Source organism: Amaricoccus sp. (assembly GCF_017993425.1).
Classification (GTDB): Bacteria; Pseudomonadota; Alphaproteobacteria; order Rhodobacterales; family Rhodobacteraceae; genus Amaricoccus.
Map to the genome: position 1 here is coordinate 21,399 of NZ_JAGOMQ010000031.1, position 19,767 is coordinate 41,165.

At 70.6% G+C, this 19,767-nt stretch carries 19 protein-coding genes; 9 read left to right on the plus strand and 10 right to left on the minus strand.

Annotated features, from left to right (window positions below; all coding sequences use genetic code 11):
• Window positions 1-41 precede the first annotated feature (41 nt).
• Genes KBB57_RS14595 through KBB57_RS14640 form a run of 10 tightly spaced genes read right to left on the minus strand, consistent with a single transcriptional unit; the run spans window position 42 to window position 9,558 of the window.
• The gene (locus KBB57_RS14595; protein ID WP_290751580.1) at window positions 42-1,055 is read right to left on the minus strand and encodes a zinc-binding dehydrogenase; all 1,014 of its coding nucleotides are present in this window, start codon (window positions 1,053-1,055) and stop codon (window positions 42-44) included.
• Window positions 1,056-1,091: 36 nt separating this feature from the next.
• The gene (locus KBB57_RS14600; RefSeq protein WP_290751582.1) at window positions 1,092-1,850 is read right to left on the minus strand and encodes an SDR family oxidoreductase; all 759 of its coding nucleotides are present in this window, start codon (window positions 1,848-1,850) and stop codon (window positions 1,092-1,094) included.
• A 34-nt stretch (window positions 1,851-1,884) separates the two neighbouring features.
• The gene (locus tag KBB57_RS14605; protein ID WP_290751584.1) at window positions 1,885-3,426 is read right to left on the minus strand and encodes an FGGY family carbohydrate kinase; all 1,542 of its coding nucleotides are present in this window, start codon (window positions 3,424-3,426) and stop codon (window positions 1,885-1,887) included.
• A 46-nt stretch (window positions 3,427-3,472) separates the two neighbouring features.
• A complete protein-coding gene (deoC, locus tag KBB57_RS14610; RefSeq protein ID WP_290751587.1) occupies window positions 3,473-4,198 on the minus strand; it encodes a deoxyribose-phosphate aldolase in 726 nt (241 codons plus the stop codon).
• Between the two features lie 34 nt (window positions 4,199-4,232).
• The gene (locus KBB57_RS14615) at window positions 4,233-5,123 is read right to left on the minus strand and encodes an SIS domain-containing protein (protein WP_290751589.1); all 891 of its coding nucleotides are present in this window, start codon (window positions 5,121-5,123) and stop codon (window positions 4,233-4,235) included.
• Between the two features lie 28 nt (window positions 5,124-5,151).
• Window positions 5,152-6,024: an MBL fold metallo-hydrolase gene (locus tag KBB57_RS14620; RefSeq protein ID WP_290751591.1), complete on the minus strand. Its 873-nt coding sequence runs from the start codon at window positions 6,022-6,024 to the stop codon at window positions 5,152-5,154.
• Window positions 6,025-6,028: 4 nt separating this feature from the next.
• Window positions 6,029-6,994 (minus strand): shikimate dehydrogenase, encoded by a 966-nt coding sequence (locus KBB57_RS14625; RefSeq protein WP_290751593.1) that lies wholly within the window; start codon window positions 6,992-6,994, stop codon window positions 6,029-6,031.
• 11 nt (window positions 6,995-7,005) lie between these two features.
• Window positions 7,006-7,632, minus strand: coding sequence for a glucose-6-phosphate isomerase (locus KBB57_RS14630; protein WP_290751595.1), 627 nt, complete (start codon window positions 7,630-7,632; stop codon window positions 7,006-7,008).
• Between the two features lie 22 nt (window positions 7,633-7,654).
• Window positions 7,655-8,407, minus strand: coding sequence for a GolD/DthD family dehydrogenase (locus tag KBB57_RS14635; protein ID WP_290751597.1), 753 nt, complete (start codon window positions 8,405-8,407; stop codon window positions 7,655-7,657).
• Window positions 8,404-9,558, minus strand: a complete 1,155-nt coding sequence (locus tag KBB57_RS14640) for a glycerol dehydrogenase (RefSeq protein WP_367272704.1) — start codon at window positions 9,556-9,558, stop codon at window positions 8,404-8,406. The genes KBB57_RS14635 and KBB57_RS14640 overlap by 4 nt, the downstream gene beginning before the upstream one ends.
• Window positions 9,559-9,673: 115 nt before the next feature.
• Here KBB57_RS14640 and KBB57_RS14645 point away from each other — a divergent pair, with 115 nt between their 5' ends.
• The 9 genes from KBB57_RS14645 (at window position 9,674) to KBB57_RS14685 (ending at window position 19,614) form a co-directional block, all read left to right on the plus strand.
• Window positions 9,674-11,167 carry a sugar ABC transporter ATP-binding protein gene (locus KBB57_RS14645; RefSeq protein WP_290751603.1) on the plus strand — a complete coding sequence of 498 codons (1,494 nt, stop codon included), beginning with the start codon at window positions 9,674-9,676 and terminating at the stop codon, window positions 11,165-11,167.
• Window positions 11,164-12,162, plus strand: a complete 999-nt coding sequence (locus tag KBB57_RS14650) for an ABC transporter permease (protein ID WP_290751605.1) — start codon at window positions 11,164-11,166, stop codon at window positions 12,160-12,162. Before KBB57_RS14645 ends, KBB57_RS14650 begins: the two co-directional genes overlap by 4 nt.
• Window positions 12,163-12,268: 106 nt before the next feature.
• Window positions 12,269-13,528, plus strand: coding sequence for a sugar ABC transporter substrate-binding protein (locus tag KBB57_RS14655; RefSeq protein ID WP_290751607.1), 1,260 nt, complete (start codon window positions 12,269-12,271; stop codon window positions 13,526-13,528).
• A gap of 127 nt (window positions 13,529-13,655) precedes the next feature.
• On the plus strand, window positions 13,656-14,360 hold the full coding sequence (locus KBB57_RS14660) for an SDR family oxidoreductase (protein WP_290751610.1): 705 nt from the start codon (window positions 13,656-13,658) through the stop codon (window positions 14,358-14,360).
• A 593-nt stretch (window positions 14,361-14,953) separates the two neighbouring features.
• Window positions 14,954-15,613 carry a response regulator gene (locus KBB57_RS14665; RefSeq protein WP_290751612.1) on the plus strand — a complete coding sequence of 220 codons (660 nt, stop codon included), beginning with the start codon at window positions 14,954-14,956 and terminating at the stop codon, window positions 15,611-15,613.
• A complete protein-coding gene (locus tag KBB57_RS14670) occupies window positions 15,613-16,911 on the plus strand; it encodes a HAMP domain-containing sensor histidine kinase (protein ID WP_290751615.1) in 1,299 nt (432 codons plus the stop codon). The genes KBB57_RS14665 and KBB57_RS14670 overlap by 1 nt, the downstream gene beginning before the upstream one ends.
• 86 nt (window positions 16,912-16,997) lie before the next feature.
• Entirely contained in the window at window positions 16,998-17,270 is a 273-nt protein-coding gene (locus KBB57_RS14675) for a lipid-A-disaccharide synthase N-terminal domain-containing protein (RefSeq protein ID WP_290751617.1), read from the plus strand.
• Complete coding sequence (locus KBB57_RS14680; protein WP_290751619.1) at window positions 17,267-18,811, plus strand: glycosyltransferase family 39 protein; 1,545 nt, start codon at window positions 17,267-17,269, stop codon at window positions 18,809-18,811. The genes KBB57_RS14675 and KBB57_RS14680 overlap by 4 nt, the downstream gene beginning before the upstream one ends.
• Window positions 18,808-19,614 (plus strand): glycosyltransferase family 2 protein, encoded by an 807-nt coding sequence (locus tag KBB57_RS14685; protein WP_290751621.1) that lies wholly within the window; start codon window positions 18,808-18,810, stop codon window positions 19,612-19,614. The genes KBB57_RS14680 and KBB57_RS14685 overlap by 4 nt, the downstream gene beginning before the upstream one ends.
• The last annotated feature ends 153 nt before the right edge of the window (window positions 19,615-19,767 follow it).

Sequence of the window (19,767 nt, forward strand, 5' to 3'; positions counted from 1 at the left end):
GAGATCCCTTTCGCGAACGGAGGCGGTCGGTGGAGGCTCGATCAGGAACCGGCCCGGGCGCGGCCGCCCGGCGCCGTGACGACCCGCTTGAACGGCCCGCCGGAAGTCCTCAGCCCGGCGAGGGCGTCGGGAAGCCGCTCGAAGGTCTCCGTGCGGATTTCGGGAAGCCGCAGCTCTCCGCCGGCCAGAAGCTCGAAGAGCGTCCGCCCCGCCCGGCGCCAGGCCAGCCAGTCCTCGGCAGTGGCGTGGAGATGGGCGCTGTTCAGCGCCACCTCATGCAGCGAGATCGCCGTGGAGAAGGCCGGCAGCGGCGCTTCCTCCTGCCGGTCCTGGATGCAGACCAGATGGCCGTTGTAGCCGAGCAGCGGCGCGAGCGAACGGGCATGGGCGCCGCTGACCGTATCGAACGCCGCATGCAGGCGGCGCGGGCCGAGCGCGGCGGCGAGACGCTCGCGCCAGTCGGCGGCGCGGTAGTCGAAGGCGCCGCAGACGCCGAGCGCCATCAGGCCCGCGTGATGCGCCGGCGACGCGGTCGCCCAGACGCGCCAGCCGGCGCGCAGGGCAAGCTGCGTCAGGATCAGGCCCACGGCTCCGCCGGCGCCGCTGACGAGGACGTCGCGACCGCCGTCGCCGGGAAGCTTCGCCAGCGCCTGCCACGCCGTCAGGCCGGGACAGGGCAGCGCGGCGGCGGCGATGTCGTCGATCTCCGCGGGGACCGGGAGCAGGCAGTCGGCCGGAACGAGCGTATGGCTCGCGAAGCTCCCGTCACGCCCAAGGCTCTGATGATAGGCGAAGCGCCGGCCGACGGGCAGGCGCAGCCCTTCGCCCGCGGCGGCGACGACGCCGCAGCCGTCGACGCCCGGGATCCGCCCCGGCCCCCAGGCCGCGGGTCCCCACTCGATCATCTTCCAGTCGACGGGATTCAGCCCGATCGCGAGATTGCGCAGCAGAACTTCCCCGGGGCCGGGAGCCGGGAGCGGAGGTTCGCAGAGGCGCAGCCCGGAGGGATCGCCCCGCTCATGCCAGCTCCAGGCCAGGCAGGTCTCGCTCGTCATGCCGGTTCTCTCCGTTTGCGCAACCGCGGCGCCGCCTCAGAAGCCGCCGCTGACGAAGCCGCCGTCGATGGCGATATCCGTGCCGGTCACGTAGGCCGCCGCCGGCGAGGCCAGGAACACGGCCGCGCCGACCACGTCCTCCGGCGTGCCCCAGCGCTTGATCGCGCAGCGATGCAGGATGCGCGCGGTCAGATCGCCGTCGGCCTGAAGGCCCGTCGTCATGTCCGTGGCGATGTAGCCGGGGGTGACGGCGTTGACCCGGATGCCCTCGGCGGCGAAGGCGTGGGCGAGATGACGGGTCAGCCCCAGGACGCCGGCCTTGCTCGCGCCATAGGCGGGGACGGCCACGTCGGTCAGATAGCTGAGCATCGAGGCGGTGTTGATGATCGAGCCGCCCCGGACCGCGAGCAGCGGGCGCGCGGCCATGCTCAGGCCCATGACGCTGTTGAGGTTGACCTCCATGACCTCGAGGAAGGTGTCGGTCTCGTACTCCTTGACCGGCCGCGCGATGCCGGCCGCATTGACGAGAACGTCGAGCCGCTCGAAATCGGCGAAGGCCCGCGCGACCGCGTCGCGGTCGGTCACGTCGAGCCGGGCGAAGCGCATGCCGGGCTCGGGCCGGTTCGCGGTCAGCGCCGCCACCTTGGCTTCCGAACTGCCCATGGCGACCACCTCGGCGCCGAGGCGGGCGAAGGCTGTGGCGATATCGAGGCCGATGCCGCTGGTGCCGCCGCTGACGCAGACGGTCTGCCCCGCGAAGAGGCCGGGGGTGAAGCAGGCGATGGGGGTGGTCATGCTCGGTGGTCTCCTGCGAGAACGAAGGGGGAGATCAGGTGCCCTGGGAGGCCTGGCGATACGGCGCGAGAGCGCCAGCGAGCCTGCGCTGCTGGTCTGCCGCGACGCGATAGGCGGAGAGCCCGGCCGCATAGGCCGCGCGGTTCGCCGCCCGGGGCGCGTGGGTCGAGACCGGCCTGTGGATGGCGCGGACGGGCTCGAAATCCGGCCAGATCTCCAGCGCCCGGAAGGCGATCGCGGCGGCGCCGAGGGTGGCGGCCTCCTGATCGACCGAGGTCTTGACCACCTCGATGTCAAGGATGTCGGCGAGGATCTGGCGCCAGAAGGCGCTGCGCGCGCCGCCGCCGACCGCGACCAGGGAGCCGCCGATCGGCGTCATGCGGCGCAGCTCGTCCAGCGCCGCCCGCAATCCGTAGGCGACGCCCTCGTAGGCCGCGCGCAGAAGATCGCCCCGGTCGTGCCGCAACGACAGGCCGAGATAGCCGCCGCGGACTTCGGCCCCGCCCTCGAGCGAGGTGCCGCCGCCGAGCGCGGGCAGCATCAGGAGCCCGTGCGCCCCGGGCGGCGAGGCGTTCGCCAGCGCCTCCATCGCGGCATGCGACAGCTCGGCCCCCTGTGGCCCGAGCATCGCGCGGACCCAGTCCATCGTGGTGCCGGACGAGAAGATCGAGGTTGCCGAGATGAACTGGCCCTCCGCCAGATGCGCGAAGGCGTAGGAGCGCACCCGGGCGTCGAGCACCGGCCGCGAGGCCGAGATGGTCAGCCAGCTCGACGAGCCCATCGAGGAGAAGAGATCGCCGTCGCGGAAGGTCCGGGCGCCGAGCGCCATGCAGGAATTGTCGACGCCGCCGGCGATGACCGCCGTTCCGGGCTGCAGGCCGAGCTCGCGGGCGGCGGGGTCGCTCAGGCCGCCGACGACAGAGGCCGAGGGCAGGATCTCGGGGAGGAGGGAGGGGTCCAGCCCGGCCGCGGCGAGGATCTCCGCATCGTAGCGCCCGGCCATCAGGTCGTAGGCGCCCGATCCCGAGGCATAGGAGGGATCGGTGGCCATGCGTCCGGTCATCCGGAAGTTCAGGTAGTCCTTGGTTCCGAGGATGCGGCGGGTGCGGGCGAAGACGTCCGGCAGGTTCTCGCGCAGCCAGAGGATCTTGAACAGCGTGTAGAGCGGCGCGGGAAAGCCGTTGCCGGTGCGCATGTACCATGCATTCTCGTCGAACCCGCCGAAGAAGCCTTCCGCCTCCCTCTGCGCCCGCCCGTCGGACCAGATCGGGGTGGAGTCCTGCAGGAGGCCGCCCTGCGCGTCCACGGGAACGCAGCCGAGGCTGTGGCCGGAGAGGCTGATCGCCCGGATGTCGCGGGCCGCGAAGCCGGCGGCCTCGCCGCCTTCGAGCAGCGCGCGCGTGGCCGAGACCAGCGCCTGCCACCAGTCGTCCGGGCGCTGCTCGTGCCGCGCGTCGCCGGGGTAGAGCGTCCGATACTGGCCCATGGCCTGGGCGAGGACGCTCCCGTCGGGGGCGAAGACCGAGCCCTTCAGCCCGCCCGTGCCCAGATCGCAGGCCAGAACCAGATCCTTCATCGCCCCGGAGCTCTCCCCATCTCGAAGCCCGCCGCCCGTCCGGGCCTCAGCCGGCGATCCTCAGGCCGCCCCCGTCCAGGCGTCCGCATTCCGCGATCAGCTCCCGCGCCATCTGGGTGTTGATGCCGAAGCGGGTGACGCCGGCCGCGACCATCCGTGCGACCGTGTCCAGATCCCGGATGCCGCCCGAGGCCTTGATGCCGATGTCCGGTCCCGCCGCCTCGCGGATGAGCCGCACGTGATGCAGCGTCGTCGGCAGGCCCGTCCAGCCAGTGCCGGTCTTGACGAAGGCCGCGCCTGCCTCGGCCACGAGCGCCGCGGCGCGCCGGATCTCGTCGTCGGTCAGGCGCGAGACCTCGATGATGACCTTGACCGGCACGGGCGAGGCGGCCTCGATCACGGCGCCGAGGTCGGCCGCGACCCAGGCGTCGTCGCCGGACTTCAGCCGGCCGATGTTCATCATCATGTCGACCTCGGCGGCGCCGTCGGCCACGAGCCCCCGCGCCTCGGCGACCTTGGTCGAGGTCAGGCTGCCGCCCGAGGGAAATCCGATCGGCCCGCCGACCAGGACCCCGGCCTCCGGCGGAAGCAGCTCGGCGAGAAGCGCGGTGAAGTTGGGCAGGGCGTGGACGGCGACGAACCCTTCGGCCCGCGCGACCGCGGCCACGTCGCGCACGTCCGCTTCCGTATGGAACGCCTGGACGGCGCTGATGTCGATCATCTGCGCCAGATCGCGCGGCGACAGCATCCTGCTTGACGGCACTTGCGCCATTCTTCTCTCCTGATCGGAAACCGGGCTCCCGCGCCTACCTCAGCTCGCGCGAGCGGAAGTAGGCCAGGTGCTGCTTCATGTCCTTGAAGCGATTGGCATGTTCGGAATCGCGGCGGAGCGCCACCGCGGTGGAAAGGATGTCCATCGTGACGAGCGCCGCAAGCCGCGAGATCGTCGGCGTGTAGGCGTTCGTGTTGTCGAGCGTCTCGACCACCAGGGCCACGTCGCAATGCGCGGCCACGGGACCGGCCGAGCCGAGCAGCCCCAGCACCTTCGCCCCGTTCTTGCGCGCCAGCGCCGCCACCTCGATCAGCGAGGTGGTGATCCCGGTGTTCGAGATCACGACGGCGACGTCGCCCGGGTGCATCATTCCCGCCTGCATCACCATCTGATGCAGGTCGCGCTCCGCGCCGCAGGGCAGGTCGAAGAGCGGAAACTTCTGCTGGGCGTCCTGGGCGACGATCCCCGAGGCGCCGAAGCCGAAGAACTCGAGCCGCGTCGCGTCGGCGAGCAACCCGACCGCCTGCTCGAGCCGCTCGATGTCGAGGCGCCGCCGCGCCCAGTCGAGGCTGGTGATCGTGTAGTCGAAGATCTTGCCGGCGATGACTTGCACGGAGTCCTGGTCGAGGATCACCGAATGCGTCGCAGGCGTGCCGAGCGCCAGGCTCTGCGCGAGCCGCAGCTTGAAATCGTTGAATCCCTCGCAACCGACGGCGACGCAGAAGCGGATCACCGTGGGCTGGCTGACCTGCGCCAGATCGGCGGTCTCGGCCACGGTCGCCGCCATGAAGCGCGACGGATCGGCCAGCACGAGATCGGCCACCTTGCGATCCGAGCGGCGCAGATCGGGAAGAGCGCGGCGGATCGCGGTCAGAACATCCGATGAATGGATGTTTCGGGGCTGGTTCGGGGCGTCGCTGCCCATGGGGTCGTCCCTCGCGATGACTGTATCGTCAAACACGATAGACGACCCCCGTCATCGCGCGCGAGACGACAATGCCGGCCTCGCGCGCGCTCGCCGCGTCGATCTCCTCCGGCGCGCAGGTGTTGAAGGCGAACATGCCGTAGTGATGCGCGACGAGCTGCCGCGCCCCGACCTCGCGCGCGACGGCGATCGCCTCGTCGAGGGTGAAGTTGCCCGGCACGCCCGCGGCCCGCAGCACCGGATCGCGACCGTTCACCGGAAGGAGCGCCACGTCTGGGGCGAAGCGGCCGACCGGCGCCGCGAGGCCGGGGAAGGGGACGCAGTCCCCGGAATGCCAGAGCCTCAGGTCCGGGGCGGCGAGGCCGTAGCCGAGAAAGCGGTGCCGTCCGGCCTCGTCGGTCTCGGGCTCCTCGTGCGCCGCGGCGAAGACCGTCAGCGCAAGCTCCGGCGCAAGGTCGATCCGCGCCCCGGCGTCGACGCCCGCGAGGCGCGGGTCGTCCGCCGGGAGCCCGCTGCGCCGCGCGGCCTCGGCCCGCTCGGCCTCGGGGAAGATGAAGCGCGCCTCGGGGAACCGCCGCGCAAGATCCGGCAGCGTCCCCGGATCCATGTGATCGCTGTGGCGATGGGTGAGCAGCACGTGGTCGAGCCGGGGCAGGTCGCCGGCCTGGATCGGCGCCGGCATCATCCGCTCGTGCGGGTAGGTCGCGCCGCGATACTTCTCGGCGAGGCTGTCGGACAGGTAGGGGTCGATCAGGATGACCCGGCCCCCGGCCAGGACGGCGAATCCGGCCTGCCCGAGCCAGAAGAGCGCGGTCCCGCCGCCGGTCGCGTTGCGCCGGTGCTCGGTCGCGAGCGATGCGGGCAGAGGGGCGACGGGGCTGGGGGCGAGGATCCGCGGCATGGGGTCAGAGCGTCGGCTTCTGGCGCCCGGCGGCGTCGGCTATGCGCGAGATCTCGTCGAAGCCGGGGCCGGAGGCGGGGATGTCGATGGCGAAGACCTCGGCGATGACCTGGGTCCAGCCGTGCAGGAAGTAGGTCCAGCCGTCCTCGATCTGGAGGCGCTTCGCCTGCTTCTGGCGGTTGGCCTGCTGGAGGAAGACCAGATCGCCGCGATAGTTCAGATCCCAGGCGATGCCGCTCTCGGGGAAGCTCGCCGCGTCGGTCAGGGGCGAGCCGGGCGCATCCTTGCCGAGGCCGGTGGCGTTGACGACGACCGATCCGGGCCTCAGCCCGGCGAGCAGCTCGTCGTTGCGGCTCGGGCGGTCGGCCAGCACGTAGTCGAGCCGCGCCGTCGTCTCGATGCCGGCATGGACCTTGGCGATCTCGTCGAGCCGCGGCTGCGAGCGGTTCGAGACGATGATCCGCGAGGGGACGTTCGCGCCGCGGGCGCGGCGCATAAGATGCCAGGTGATCGCGATGGTGGACCCGCCGGCGCCGAGCATCAGCAGCTCGGCGCCCGTCTTCGCGAAGTGGTCGGGCGGCAGGAACCCGTCGAGCGCGAGGCCCGAGGAAATCGGATCCTTCGCATGGCAACGCAGCCTGCCGTCGCGCTTCGAGATGCAGCTCGTCTCGTGCATGAGCTGCGCATGGGGGTCGATCTCGTCGAAGAGGTCGCGGCAGGCCGCGAAGAGATCGAGCTTGTGCGTGGTGACGAGAGCGCCGAGCGAAAGCGGGTCGTCGCGAATGAACTCCACCGCCTCGCGATAAGCGGCCGGGTCGGCGTGGAGCGGGAAATCCATGCCCTTGATGCAGGCGTCCTTCAGGCCGAGGAACTCGGCCCAGGCGGGAAAGACCCGCATGATGGACGAGGCGCCGGTGGTGACGCCGATGAAGTAGAACGTCGGCCGGGCGGCGGGCTGATAGCGGCTCATCCGGATTTCCCTCAGCGCGCCGTGGCCATGACGGCGGCGACCTCGTCGGTGCTGCGCGGGCGATAGAGATCGTTCTCACGCGCGACCCAGCCGCCGCCTTCGCCGGCCACGATCCGGCTGCGCATGCCGGCCGAACGGGCGATGATCTCGTAGTCCTGGCCGGAATCCGACGGATAGCAGAAGAACATCACGAACGGCTCGGCTCCGGTGTTGACCGAGCGGTGGATCCAGAACGGCGGGACGTAGCAGACCGTCTGCGGCGTGATCTCGACGATGCGGGTCTCGCCCTCGGGCGATTCCATCAGCATCAGGCCCTCGCCCGACATGCCCTGATAGATCTCGGGGCGGTTGGCGACCCGGTGGATATGGCCGCGGGTCATGAAGTACTCGTCGCCGATCCGGCCCGGCTCCATGTGGGTCACGCCGAAGATCAGGTCGCCCGGCGTCTCGGTCGGCCGGAATTCCTCGACCGCGTAGACGATGCGGTCGCCCTCGGCGGCGACGGCTCGCTCGAAAGCCGCCTCGTCGCGATAGAGTCCGCCGAGATCGGCCAGTCGCTTCTCGTAGCGGCCGGTGCTGTTGCCGAGCGCCCCGGTCAGCGGCCCGATCTGGCAGGCCGCGGGATCGTAGAGTTTCAAGCTCCTGCTCCTTCGTCGTCTGTCAGCGGATCGTGTAACCGCCGTCGATCGCCAGGTTGGCGCCCGTGACCATCGCCGCCTGCGGGCTGGCGAGGTAGAGGACGGCCTCGGCCACCTCCCGAGGCGTGGCGAAGCGTCCGACCGGAATCGCGGCGCGGGTCTCGACCCCTTTCTGGCCGCCCCAGCTCATCAGGCCGAGCTCGGTCTCGGTGACGGTGGGTGACAGCGCATTCACGGTGACGCCGCGCTTGCCCCATTCCAGCGCCATGCAGCGCGTCATGCCGAGGATCCCGGCCTTGCTGGCGCAATAGGCGACATGGCCCTCGATGCCGATCGTCGCCGCCTGCGAGGACATGTTGACGATCCGTCCGTAGCCCTGCGCCAGCATCGGCGCGGCGGCCGCCTTCGCGAAGAGAAACGCCGCGCGCAGATTGACCGACAGGGTCGCGTCCCAGAGATCGAGCGGATAGTCCTCGGCCGGGGCGAGCGGGCCGATGCCGACGTTGTTGACCAGGACGTCGATCCGGCCGAAGGCGCTCAGCGCCGCCGCCACGGCGCGCTCGCCGCAGTCGTCCTCGCGCACGTCGAGCTGCATGCCGCGGTGCCGGGCCCCGAGGGCCGCGGCGACGCCGGCGATCTTCTCGTCACGGTCGACGAGGAAGAGCCGCGCGCCGCGCGCGGCGAAGGTCTGCGCCAGGGCGAGGCCGATGCCGGCCGCCGCGCCCGTGACGAGAACGGGGCTGTCCTGAAATCCGGTTTTGGGCGTCAGGTTCATGGCGCGACTCCGCGGGCAAAGACGTCGAGGGCTAGGATGGCGTCGCGCACCGACTCGACGGTCAGCTCGACCGGCGTCGCATAGGTGCATTCGCCGGGCACGAGCGCCGCTTCGGCGACGCGGGTGATCTGGTCGCGATCGGCGTCGCCAAGACCGAGGTCGACCAGCGTGACCGGCAGGCCGAGACCGCGGCAGAAGCGGATCGCCTCGACGATCTCCGCCGCGTCGCGGTTCTCCAGCATCAGCAGGCAGAGCGTGCCGAAGGCGACCTTCTCCCCGTGCAGCAGGCCATGGGTCTCGGACAGGACCGTCAGCCCGTCATGGATGCCGTGCGCCGCCGAGCAGCCGCAGTTCTCGAAGCCGAGCCCGCTCATCAGGATGTTCGCCTCGATGATCCGCTCGAGCGAGGCGGTGATCAGCCCTTCGCGCGCGGCGGCGACCGCCTTCCCCGCCTCGGCCATCAGCACGTCGTGGCAGCGCCGGGCGATGGCGATGCCGACCTCGGTGGGAGGAAAGCCGCCAGCGACGTAGTTCGGGGTGCGCGATTCGATGTTCGAGCGAGCCTCGAACCAGGTCGAGAGCGCGTCCCCGATCCCGGCGATCAGGAAGCGCACCGGCGCTGCGGCGATCACCTCGACGTCGACGAGAACCAGATCCGGATTGCGCGGCAGGCGCAGCGATTCTTCGTAGATGCCGGCCTCGGAATAGCGCACCGCCACGGCGGAGCAGGGGGCGTCGGTCGAGGCGATGGTCGGGACGACCACGATCCGCGCCCCGGTCTCGATCGCCGCGATCTTCGCGGTGTCGATCGCCTTGCCGCCCCCGGCCCCGATGATCACCTGCGCGCCGATCTCGCGGCTCCGCGCGACGACGCGGGCGATCTCGGCGGCCGAGCATTCGCCGCCGAAGGCCATGACCTCGAGTCCCGGGATCGTTGCCGTGAGGCGGTCGAGGACGGCGCGGTCGACCAGCATGAGGCAGCGATCGCCCAGAGGGGCGAGGTGCTGCCGGAGGCGCGCGATTTCCCCGCGGCGCTGGATATATTTTCCAGGCCCACCGAATGCCCGCGCCATGGCTTCCTCCTCGCATTTTTGTAGTGTCATTACTGACTGACTCGCGCCAAGTCTGTCAATCCTGAATTTTTTCCCCATAATCAGCTATCAGACAGCGGTTGACACGAGAAGATATGTAGCTTTATAACGTGAATCGCGGCATGGTAGACGAGCGTCAGACTCGGAGAATGCCTGCACGCCGCGCGGAGGAGGCATGGCAAACAACCTTCAGATGGCCTCGATCACCAAGCGCTTCGGCGGGGTCGCCGCCCTGTCGAACGTGACGTTCGAGGCGCGTGGCGGAGAGGTTCACGCGCTCCTCGGCGAGAACGGCGCCGGGAAGTCCACGCTGATGCGCGTGCTTTCGGGCGACCATCAGCCCGACGGCGGCCATGTCACCCTGGATGGGGAACGGCTCGCGCTCGCCGATCCGCGCACGGCCCGCGATCACGGGATCGCGGTGATCTACCAGGAGTTCGCCCTCTGCCCACACCTGAGCGTGGCCGAGAACATCTTCATCGGCGACCTCGGCTTCGGCAGGCGCATCGTCGACTGGAATGCGCTCTACCGCGAGGCCGCCGCCCTGGTCGCCAGCCTCGGGCTGGCGCAGCTCGACGTGCGCCGCCCGGTCTCCGACCTGTCGGTCGCCGAACAGCAGATCGTCGAGATCTGCAAGGCGCTGCGCCGCGACTCGCGCGTCATCGTCTTCGACGAGCCCTCGGCGGTGCTGACCGAGCGCGAGACGCGCCAGCTCTTCCAGCTGATCCGCCGCCTGCGCGAGAGCGGCGTCTGCGTGATCTACATCTCGCACCGGCTCGAGGAGATCTTCGAGATCTGCGACCGGGCGACGATCATGAAGGACGGAACCTACGTCGCCACGGTGAACATCTCGGACATCGACCAGACCCGCCTCGTCGAGCTGATGGTGGGCCGCGAGCTGACCCATGTCTTCCCGCCGCGCCATGCGACCATCGGCGAGCTCGTCCTCGAGGTCGAGCGCCTCCGCCTCGCCGACCTGGTCGAGGACGTGAGCTTCACGGTGCGCGCCGGCGAGGTGCTGGGCTTCTACGGCCTGATCGGCTCCGGCCGCACCGAGACGATGCGGGCCATCTTCGGCGCCGACCGGGCGGTCGGGGGCGAGGTCCGCCTGAACGGCAGGCTGGTCCTCAACGCGAGCCCCGGGGCCGGCGTGGAGAGCGGCTTCGGCATGGTGCCCGAGGATCGCAAGGGGCAGGGCGTGCTGCTCGACCTCTCGATCGCGACCAACATCATGCTGCGCCGGACCAATCCGACGGCCGGCCCCGGGGGCGTGCTGAACCTCGCGGCCGAGAAGGAGCAGGTCGACCGCATGATCCGCGCCCTGCGGATCAAGACGCCGGACGGAACGCCGGCCGTCTCGACGCTCTCCGGCGGCAACCAGCAGAAGGTGGCGCTGGCCAGGTGGCTCGCCGCCGACCTGAAGGTGCTGATCCTCGACGAGCCGACGCGCGGCGTCGATGTCGGCGCGAAATCCGAGATCTACCAGATCATCAACGATGTCGCGGAACGCGGCCTCGCCGTCATCGTCATCTCTTCCGACCTGCCGGAGCTCATCGGCATCGCCGACCGCATCGCAGTCATGCGCCTGGGAGAGATCACGGGAGAGCTGGCGGGCGGGGAGATGAACGAAAAGGCGCTGGTCGCGCTGGCGATGGGGGTGAAGGAATGACGCGAGCCACGACTCAGACCGCGAGCGGCCAGCTCGGCAACCTGCTGATGCGCAACAGCTCGATCGTGATGCTCGTGGTGCTGGTGGTGGTCTCGGCGCTGCTGTCGGACGCCTTCCTGTCGCGCGGTAATGTCTTCAACCTCCTGCGCCAGCTCACGCCGCTGCTCCTCGTCAGCATCGGGATGCTGCTGGTGATCAATACCGGCGGGATCGACCTCTCGGTCGGCGCGGTCGCGGGCGCCGGCGGCCTCGCGGTCGCCATGCTGCTGCCGCACCTGCCCTTCGACGGACCCGTCGCGGTGCTGCTCGCGGTCGCGGCGATGCTGGTCTTCGGGGGGCTCCTCGGCGCGTTCAATGGTGCGCTGATCGCCTGGTTCACGCTAGCGCCCTTCGTCGTGACGCTGGCGATGATGACCATCGCCCGCGGCATGACCTACATGATGTCGAACGGGCAGCCGGTGCGCCTGCCCTACGAGCTGCGCTCGACCGAGATCCTCGACGCGTTCGGCAGCGCCGGGTTGCCCTGGCTGAAGCTGCCGTGGCCGGTCGTCCTCTCCGTCGCCGTCATCGCCTTCTTCTGGTTCCTGATGCACCGCACCGTCTTCGGCCGGATGGTGATCGCGACCGGCAGCAACGAGACCGCGGTGCGCCTCGCCGGCATTCCGCATCGCCGCTACATCTTCGCCGTCTACGTGATCTGCGGCGCGCTGTCGGCGCTCGCCGGGGTCGTGGTGACCTCGCGCACCGCCGTGGGCACGCCCGTCGCGGGGCTCGGCCTCGAGCTCGACGCCATCGCGGCCTGCGTGATCGGCGGAGCGCGTCTCTCGGGCGGCAAGGGCACGGTCATCAACACCGTGATCGGCGTCCTCGTCCTCGGGTTGATCGGCAACATCATGAACCTGATGAGCGTGCCGTCCTACCCGCAGCAGATCATCAAGGGCTTCATCATCGTCGCCGCGGTCATGCTCCAGCGCTTCGGCCGCGACACCCGCTAGACCCCGGGCCCCCTCGGAGCGTCGCCTTCCGCGGCGTTCCCGACCGCATCGTCGGGCGATCCCCTCGCCCGGTTCCCTTCGACACGCCGTTTCAACAGGAGGAGCTATGATGAAACCCGCGAACACCCGGCTGGCGCTGCTGCTGGCGACCGCCATGACCTTGCCGGCGGGCCTCGTGCTGGCCCAGGACGCCGACAAGCCCGAGATCTACAAGCTGATGCCCGATACCGCCCTTGCCGGGCTGATCGATCCCTACATGCCTGACCGCACCGACATCGAGAAGGCATGGCCCAAGACCCCGGCCGACCCGTCGAGCATCCAGGTCGGCTGGACCGAGATCACGATGGGCAATCCCTTCTTCGTCGAGCTGATAAAGGGCGCCGAACGCACCGCGAAAGGCACCAATATCACCCTCGACGTTCAGGTGGCCGATGGCGACCTGCAACGCCAGTGCGGGCAGATCGACACCTTCATCACCCAGGGCAAGGACGTGATCGTCGTCGATCCGACCGACACGCTCGGCGTGGCCTCGTGCATCAACCGCGCCGTCGAGGCCGGCATCCCCGTCGTCGCCATCGGCACCGTTCCCTCGGATCGCGCCCAGGTCCTGACCACGATCACGCCGAACCCCTATGAGAACGGCTTCGGCGCCGGCGCGTACATCGCCAAGGACGCGGGCACCGAGCCGATCGTCGGCGCGCTGATCATCGGCGTCGTCGGCAACTCGACCTCGGAGAGCCGCCTGAACGGCATGGTCTCGGGCATCGTCTGGCAGCGCGTCCAGGATCTCGGGCTCGACATGACCCGCGAGGAGGCCATGCTGCGCGGCTACGAGCTGTTCCAGCAGGCCAAGCAGAGCGGCGGCTTCAACGACGAGGAGCTGCGCTTCCAGGTCGTCGCCATGGGTGAAGGCAACTGGACCGAGGAAGGCGGCCTCGCCGCGGCCGAGGACATCCTGACCGCCCACGGCAGCAAGCTGACCCACATCATCGCCGACAACGACTGGATGGGCATCGGCTCGCTCCGGGCGCTGCGCAACAGCGGGATCGAGGGCGTCAAGGTCGCGACCTCGGCGGACGGGTCGCGCCTCGCGCTCGAGGAGATCAAGAAGGGGAACCTGCTGGTGACGGGCACCTTCTCCGGCGAGCAGATGGGCGTCTCGACGGTGGCCTTCATCGACCAGATCTTCAACAAGGGGCTCGATGCGCAGAACCTGCCCCTCGGCAGCTATTTCCCCGCCTATGCCATCACCAAGGAAAACGTGGACGAGTTCATCGACCCGAACCCCGAGAACCAGTTCTACAAGTACGAGGTCTCTCCGGTGCTGAACATCGAGCAGATCCGCGCCCAGCTCGCGGCGAACTGAGCCCGTCGGGCGCGAGGAGGGGCCGCCGGCCCCTCCATTCCTTCCGCCGGTCGGAGACCGCGGAACAGTCCTTCATGCGGAGCATGCCGTGACCGAGCCTTCAACGAGAGCCACGAAGCCCCTGGTCATGATCACCGGCGCGAGCGCCGGGATCGGGGCGGAGATCGCCCGGACCTTCGCCGAGGCGGGTCATCCGCTGCTGCTGCTGGCGCGCCGGCGGGAGAAGCTCCTCGACCTCGGGCTCCCCGACGCCGTCTGCTGCGAGGCCGACGTGCGCGACCGCGACAGGATCGCCGCCGCCATCGCCGAGGGCGAGGCGCGCTTCGGCCCGGTCGATCTGCTGGTCAACAACGCCGGCGTCTCGCGCCTCGCCCGGCTCGACGACCAGGATCCTGCCGAGTGGCGCGACCTGATCGACATCAACGTGATCGGCGTCCTGAACTGCATGCACGCCGTCCTGCCCGCCATGAAGGCGCGCCGCCACGGGACGATCGTCAACGTGTCCTCGATCGCGGGCCGCAAGGTCTATCCGTTCCACGACGTCTACGGCGGCACCAAGCATTTCGTTCATGCCGTCAGCGAGGGCGTGCGCGGCGCCTCGGCGGAGCACGACGTGCGGGTGATGACGATCTCGCCCGGCATCACCAAGTCCGAGATCGACAAGACCATCACCGACCCGGCCGCCTTCGCCGTCTGGTCGGCGGATCGCGACCGGATGGAGGGCGGCATCGACGCGGAGCACGTCGCCCGCACGATCCTCTTCGCCTATAAGCTGCCGCAATCGGTAAACCTTCAGGAAATGACCATCACCGCGACCGCACAGCGTTACTAAGCGCACGTCGGCCGCGTCCGAAGCGGGCGACCTGCGGGAGCACCTATTACCAACGGCCCGTCTGTCTGACTCCCGCAGGGGATTTCCCCCGCCGTCTTCGACGCGGTGTTTGGGGGACGCTGGATTGCAATCAATTGCAAAGTCGCGCGTCTGCACCACGGTGAGGGCGGGAATACCGATCCTCTTTCGTCGTCTAGCCAGTTCCCATTTTCAGATTCCAATCAATTCAATAATGCTTTTCTTAGGGCCGGTTGACAAACTTCAACCAGGTCGTGCCCCCGGAAGTGGTGTAGCTCACCACGGTCACTACGCGCCTCCGGCTTAGGCCGGGGCGGTCAGCGCGTGGCGGCCGGCGGCTGGATCATGGCGCAGGGGAGGCAAGGCTTTGCCCACCGACGCCGTGATTCGGCGGGGGCAGCGCGAGACCGGGCCCTCAGCGGGCGATGGCGGCCCGGGCGATGGCGTCGATCGTCGCGCCCGCTCGGAGTCGCCTCGCTCAATAGCGGCAATCGTGAACGGAGCGGCCGAGGCCAGTGCTTGACGCGAGTCAATCGGCAGGGGAGTCGTGGTGATCATCCCGAAACGGAGCCGCCGTGCGCCTTCTGCTGATCGAAGACGACATCACCCTGGGCGGGGCGCTTGCGGACTACCTGCGCGGCCAGGGTCACGCCGTCGATTGGGCGCAGGGGCTGGCGGACGCCGATGCCGCGGCGGAGACGGTGCGCTACGACCAGATCCTCCTCGACCTGAACCTGCCCGACGGCCGTGGGCTGGCGTTTCTCGCCCGTCTGCGCACCAGTCGGGACGCCACGCCGGTGATCATCCTGACCGCCCGCGACCAGATCAGCGACCGGCTGGCGGGCCTGAACAGCGGGGCGGACGACTACATGGTCAAGCCGTTCGATCTGTCAGAGCTTTCGGCGCGGATCGCCGCCGTCGCGCGGCGATATGGCGGCCTTGCCGGCCCGGAAATCGTCCTGGACGCTCTCTCGATCAACCTCGCGCTGCGGGAGGTGCGGCAGGGCGGCAAGGCCGTCGACCTGACCGGCCGTGAATGGGCCGTGCTCGCCCGTCTCGCGGCGCGGCCCGGCGTCATCGTCCCCAAGGCCGAGATCGAGGACGCGCTCTATTCCTTCGGCGCGGAGATCGAGAGCAACGCCGTCGAGGTGTTCGTCAGCCGGCTGCGGCGCAAGATCGGGGCCGGGGCGATCACCACCCATCGCGGCCTCGGCTACCGCCTGGAGCGCCCCTGATGGCGGCGCGCAGCCTCGCCGGGCGGCTGCTGCGCGGGCTGGGCCTCGCCGTCGTGGCGGCCTGGATCGCCTCGACGATCCTCGCCGGCCTTGCGCTGAAGGACGAGCTCGACGAGGCTTGGGACATCGCGCTGCGCCAGATGGCGAAAGGCCTCGCGCCTTTCGCCGTCGAGGCGGTCGCGCCCGGCCTGGACGCGGCGCCCCCGGCGCCCGGCTTGCTCCGGTTCGACGGCGCGACGCTCGCCTATCAGATCCGCGCCGCGAACGGCGATCTGCTGATGCGCAGCGCCGATGCGCCGACGGAGGCTTTCGCCGTGCCGCTGCATCGCGGCTTCGGCCGGGCGGACGGCTTCAGGATCCACACGGTCGCCTTCGACGGCGGCTTCCTGCATGTCGCCCAGCCGCAGGCCTATCGCCGCGATGAGGCGTTCGAGGCCTTCCTCGGATTGCTCTGGCCGCTGGCGCTGCTGCTGCCGGTGGTCCTGCTGCTGGTCCGGTCGATCACCCGGCGCAGCCTCGCGCCGCTCGACGACCTGCGCCGGGAGATCGAGCGCCGGGGCGGCGATAACCTGACGCCCATGCCGGATGCGGGGCTGCCGAGCGAGCTCAGGCCCATCGTCCTGGCCGCGAACCGCCTCCTCGACCGCCTGCGCCGGACGCTCGACGCCGAGCGCGGCTTCTCGGCGAACGCAGCGCACGAGCTGCGCACGCCGGTCGCGGGCGCCATCGCCGAGGCGCAGCTCCTCGCCGACGACCTGCCCGACGGTCCCGCGCAGGATCGCCTCGCCCGCATCGAGCGCTCGCTGAAGCGGGTGGGGCGCCTCTCCGAGAAGCTGCTCGACCTTGCGCGGGCCGAGGCGACCGCATATCGGCTGGAGGGCCGCGTCGACCTGGTCCCGGCGCTGCGCCTCGTGCTCGACGAGTTCCGGGCGGCGCCGATCGACCTCGAGCCGGCGGCGCCCCGGATGGAGGGCCGGATCGACCGGGACGCCTTCGCCGTCGTCGCGCGCAACCTGATCGAGAACGCGCTGCGTCATGGACTTGCGGACGAGCGGGTGCGCGTCCGGGTGGAGGATGCGGCGCTCGTCGTGACCAACGGCGGCCCGGCCGTGGATGCCGGCTCCATAGAGACGCTGACGGAGCGCTTCCGACACGGCGCGGCGGCGTCCGCGGGCAGCGGCCTCGGCCTCGCCATCGCCGACACGATCGCGCGACGCTCCGGCGCGGTCCTGTCGTTGCGCTCGCCCGCGCCCGGGCGAGCCGACGGCTTCGAGGCGCGCTTCGACCTCGGCGACTGAGCGCGTTCAGCCTGGCGTAAGCTTGGCCGGGAAGAAGCGGCCGTCGGCTCGAGGGCCGGCGATTCCGCAACCGGGTCCCGCGTCCAATGACCGTCTCCGCCTTCTGGCTCGCCATCGGCTTTCTCGGCCAGATGCTGTTCACCGCGCGCTTCCTGGTGCAGTGGATCGCCAGCGAGCGCGCCCGCCGCAGCCTCGTGCCCGACGCCTTCTGGTGGCTGAGCCTCGCGGGCGGCGGTGCCCTGCTCGCCTATGCGATCTGGCGGCGCGACCCGGTCTTCATCCTCGGACAGGGCGCCGGCCTGATCGTCTATCTGCGCAACCTCGCGCTGATCCGGCGGGCCCGGACGGGCGCGGCATGAGGGCCGGCCGGACCTGGCTCGCCATGGCGGGCTTCGCGCTGGTCGCGGCCTTCGGCGTGCTCGCCCGACCGCTGCTGCCGGTCGACGAGACGCGCTACCTCGCCGTCGCCTGGGAGATGCGGACGAGCGGCGACTGGCTGGTGCCGCACCTGAACGGCGCGACCTATTCCCACAAGCCGCCGCTCCTCTTCTGGCTGATCAACCTCGTGTGGTCGGTCACGGGCGTCTCGGAGATCGCCGCGCGCCTGATCGGGCCGGCCTTCGCGGTCGCCACGATCTGGGCGACGGGCCGGCTCGCGCGGCGGCTGTGGCCGCAGGACGACGGCGCCGGCGGCCGGGCGGCGATGATCCTCGCCGGCTTCGGCGTCTTCGTCGCCTATGCCGGGCTGACCATGTTCGACGCCATGCTGGCCCTCGCCGTCGTCCTCGGCGTGCTGGCGCTGGTCGCCGCCGGCGACACGCGGCGAGGCTGGGCGGCCTTCGGGGCGGCGCTCGCCTTCGGCGGGCTCGCCAAGGGGCCGGTCGTCCTCGTTCACCTGCTGCCGATCGCGGTTCTCGCCCCGCTTTGGAAGGGCCTGCCGCTGCGGCGGACGGCGGCCGGGCTTGCGCTCGCGCTCGGCGTGGGGCTCGCGCTGGTCGGCCTCTGGCTCGTCCCCGCGATCGTCGCCGGCGGCCCGGAGTATCGCGAGGCCGTGCTCTGGACCCAGAGCGCCGGGCGCATGACCGACGCCTTCGCCCATGCCCGGCCATGGTGGTGGTTCCTCGCGCTCCTGCCGGTCGTGCTCTGGCCCTGGGCCTGGTCGCCTTCACTCCTGAGGCGGATCGCCGCGCTCGACCTGCGCGCCGACCGGGGCCTGCGCCTCGCCGCCGTCTGGGCCGGGTCCGCCCTCGCGCTCTTCAGCCTGATGAGCGGCAAGCAGATCCACTACCTGATCCCGACCCTGCCGGCGGCCGCGCTCTTGATGGCGCGGGCCATGGGCGGCGACGGGGTCCGGGCGCTCCCCGCGGTCCTGCCGCCCGCCCTTCTCGGCCTCGCCTTCCTCGGCGCGGCGGTCGGCCTCGTCGCCGACGAGCGGGCGGCCCGGCTGCTGGCGCCCGGCTGGGTCATGGCGCTGGTCGGCCTCGGTTGCCTCGGCCTCTCGGCTCTGGGAACGCGCTTGCGCGGGCCGGCGCTGGCGTTCCTCGGGCTGGGGCTGGTCGCCGCCCTCGACCTCGCGTTCCTGTTCGGCGCGCCCGGGCGCATCTACGACGCGGGCGAGATCGCCGGCCTGATCGCGCCCTCCGACGCCGCCGGCGTCGGCGTGCTGGGAGACAGCTACGACGGCATGTTCACTTTCGCCGCCCGCCTTCGCAACCCGGTGACGGCGCTGGACCGGAAGGAGGCGGCGGGCTGGCTGGCGGAGAACCCCGACAGGGTCCTCGTGACGCGGCTCGACCGCGACCACACGGACGATCCGCCGCGCGCCGTCGTCGTCTACCGCAACCGCCCGTATGGCGTCTGGGGCGGGTCGCCCGCGCCCGATGCGGGAGACGGTCGATGATTGCCCCGACGGAGACGATCAGCGTCGTGATCCCCGTGCTCGACGAGGCGGAGGGGCTGGAGCGCGTCCTCGGGGAGGTGCTCGCCGCCCTCGGCGACACGGCGGCCGAGGTGATCGTCGTCGACGATGGCTCGACCGACGCAACCCCGGGCCTGCTGGCCGACCTGGCAGCGCGGGAGCGCCGGCTGCGGGTGCTGACGCACGCCCGTCCGGCCGGCCAGTCAAGCGCGATCCGCACAGGCGTGCGGGCGGCGCGATGCTCCTGGGTGGCCACGCTGGACGGCGACGGCCAGAACCCGCCCGACCAGATCCTCGTCCTGCTCGAGGCGCTCCACGCGGCGCCCTCCTCCCGGGTCGGGCTGGTCCAGGGCGAGCGCCGGCAGCGTCGCGACCGCTCCAGCCGGCGCTGGGGCTCGCGCGCCGCCAATGCGATCCGCGCGACAGTGCTCGGGGACGGCGTGCGCGACTCCGCCTGCGGCCTCAAGGTCTTCCGCCGGAGCGCCTTCCTGGAGCTTCCGTATTTCGAGCACATGCATCGCTTCGTCCCCGCGCTGATGCGCCGCGAGGGCTGGGACGTGGTCCTCGTGCCGGTCGAGCATCGCCCGCGGCTCGCCGGCCGGTCGCACTACTCGAACCTGCGGCGGGCCTTGGTCGGCATTGTCGACCTGGCGGGCGTAGCCTGGTTGCTGCGGCGGCGCACCCATACCGTCGTGCCCGGACGAACTATTTCTGGCGCGAAGGGCACGGGCTGTGTAGCTGATGCCCATACCATGTTCGTAGCACGCCGCACGTCGAACCGGTGACGACGGTGGACGGCCCCGACGACTGGCGCGACCGAGAACGTCTCCGTCTGAGTTGATCTGAGGGTCTTGATAGATCGCCGCGCCAATCAGGCCGCCGCGCTCGCCGACCTTCCGAAGCCCTCGGACAGGCTCTCGATCAGCTCTAGATCGGAC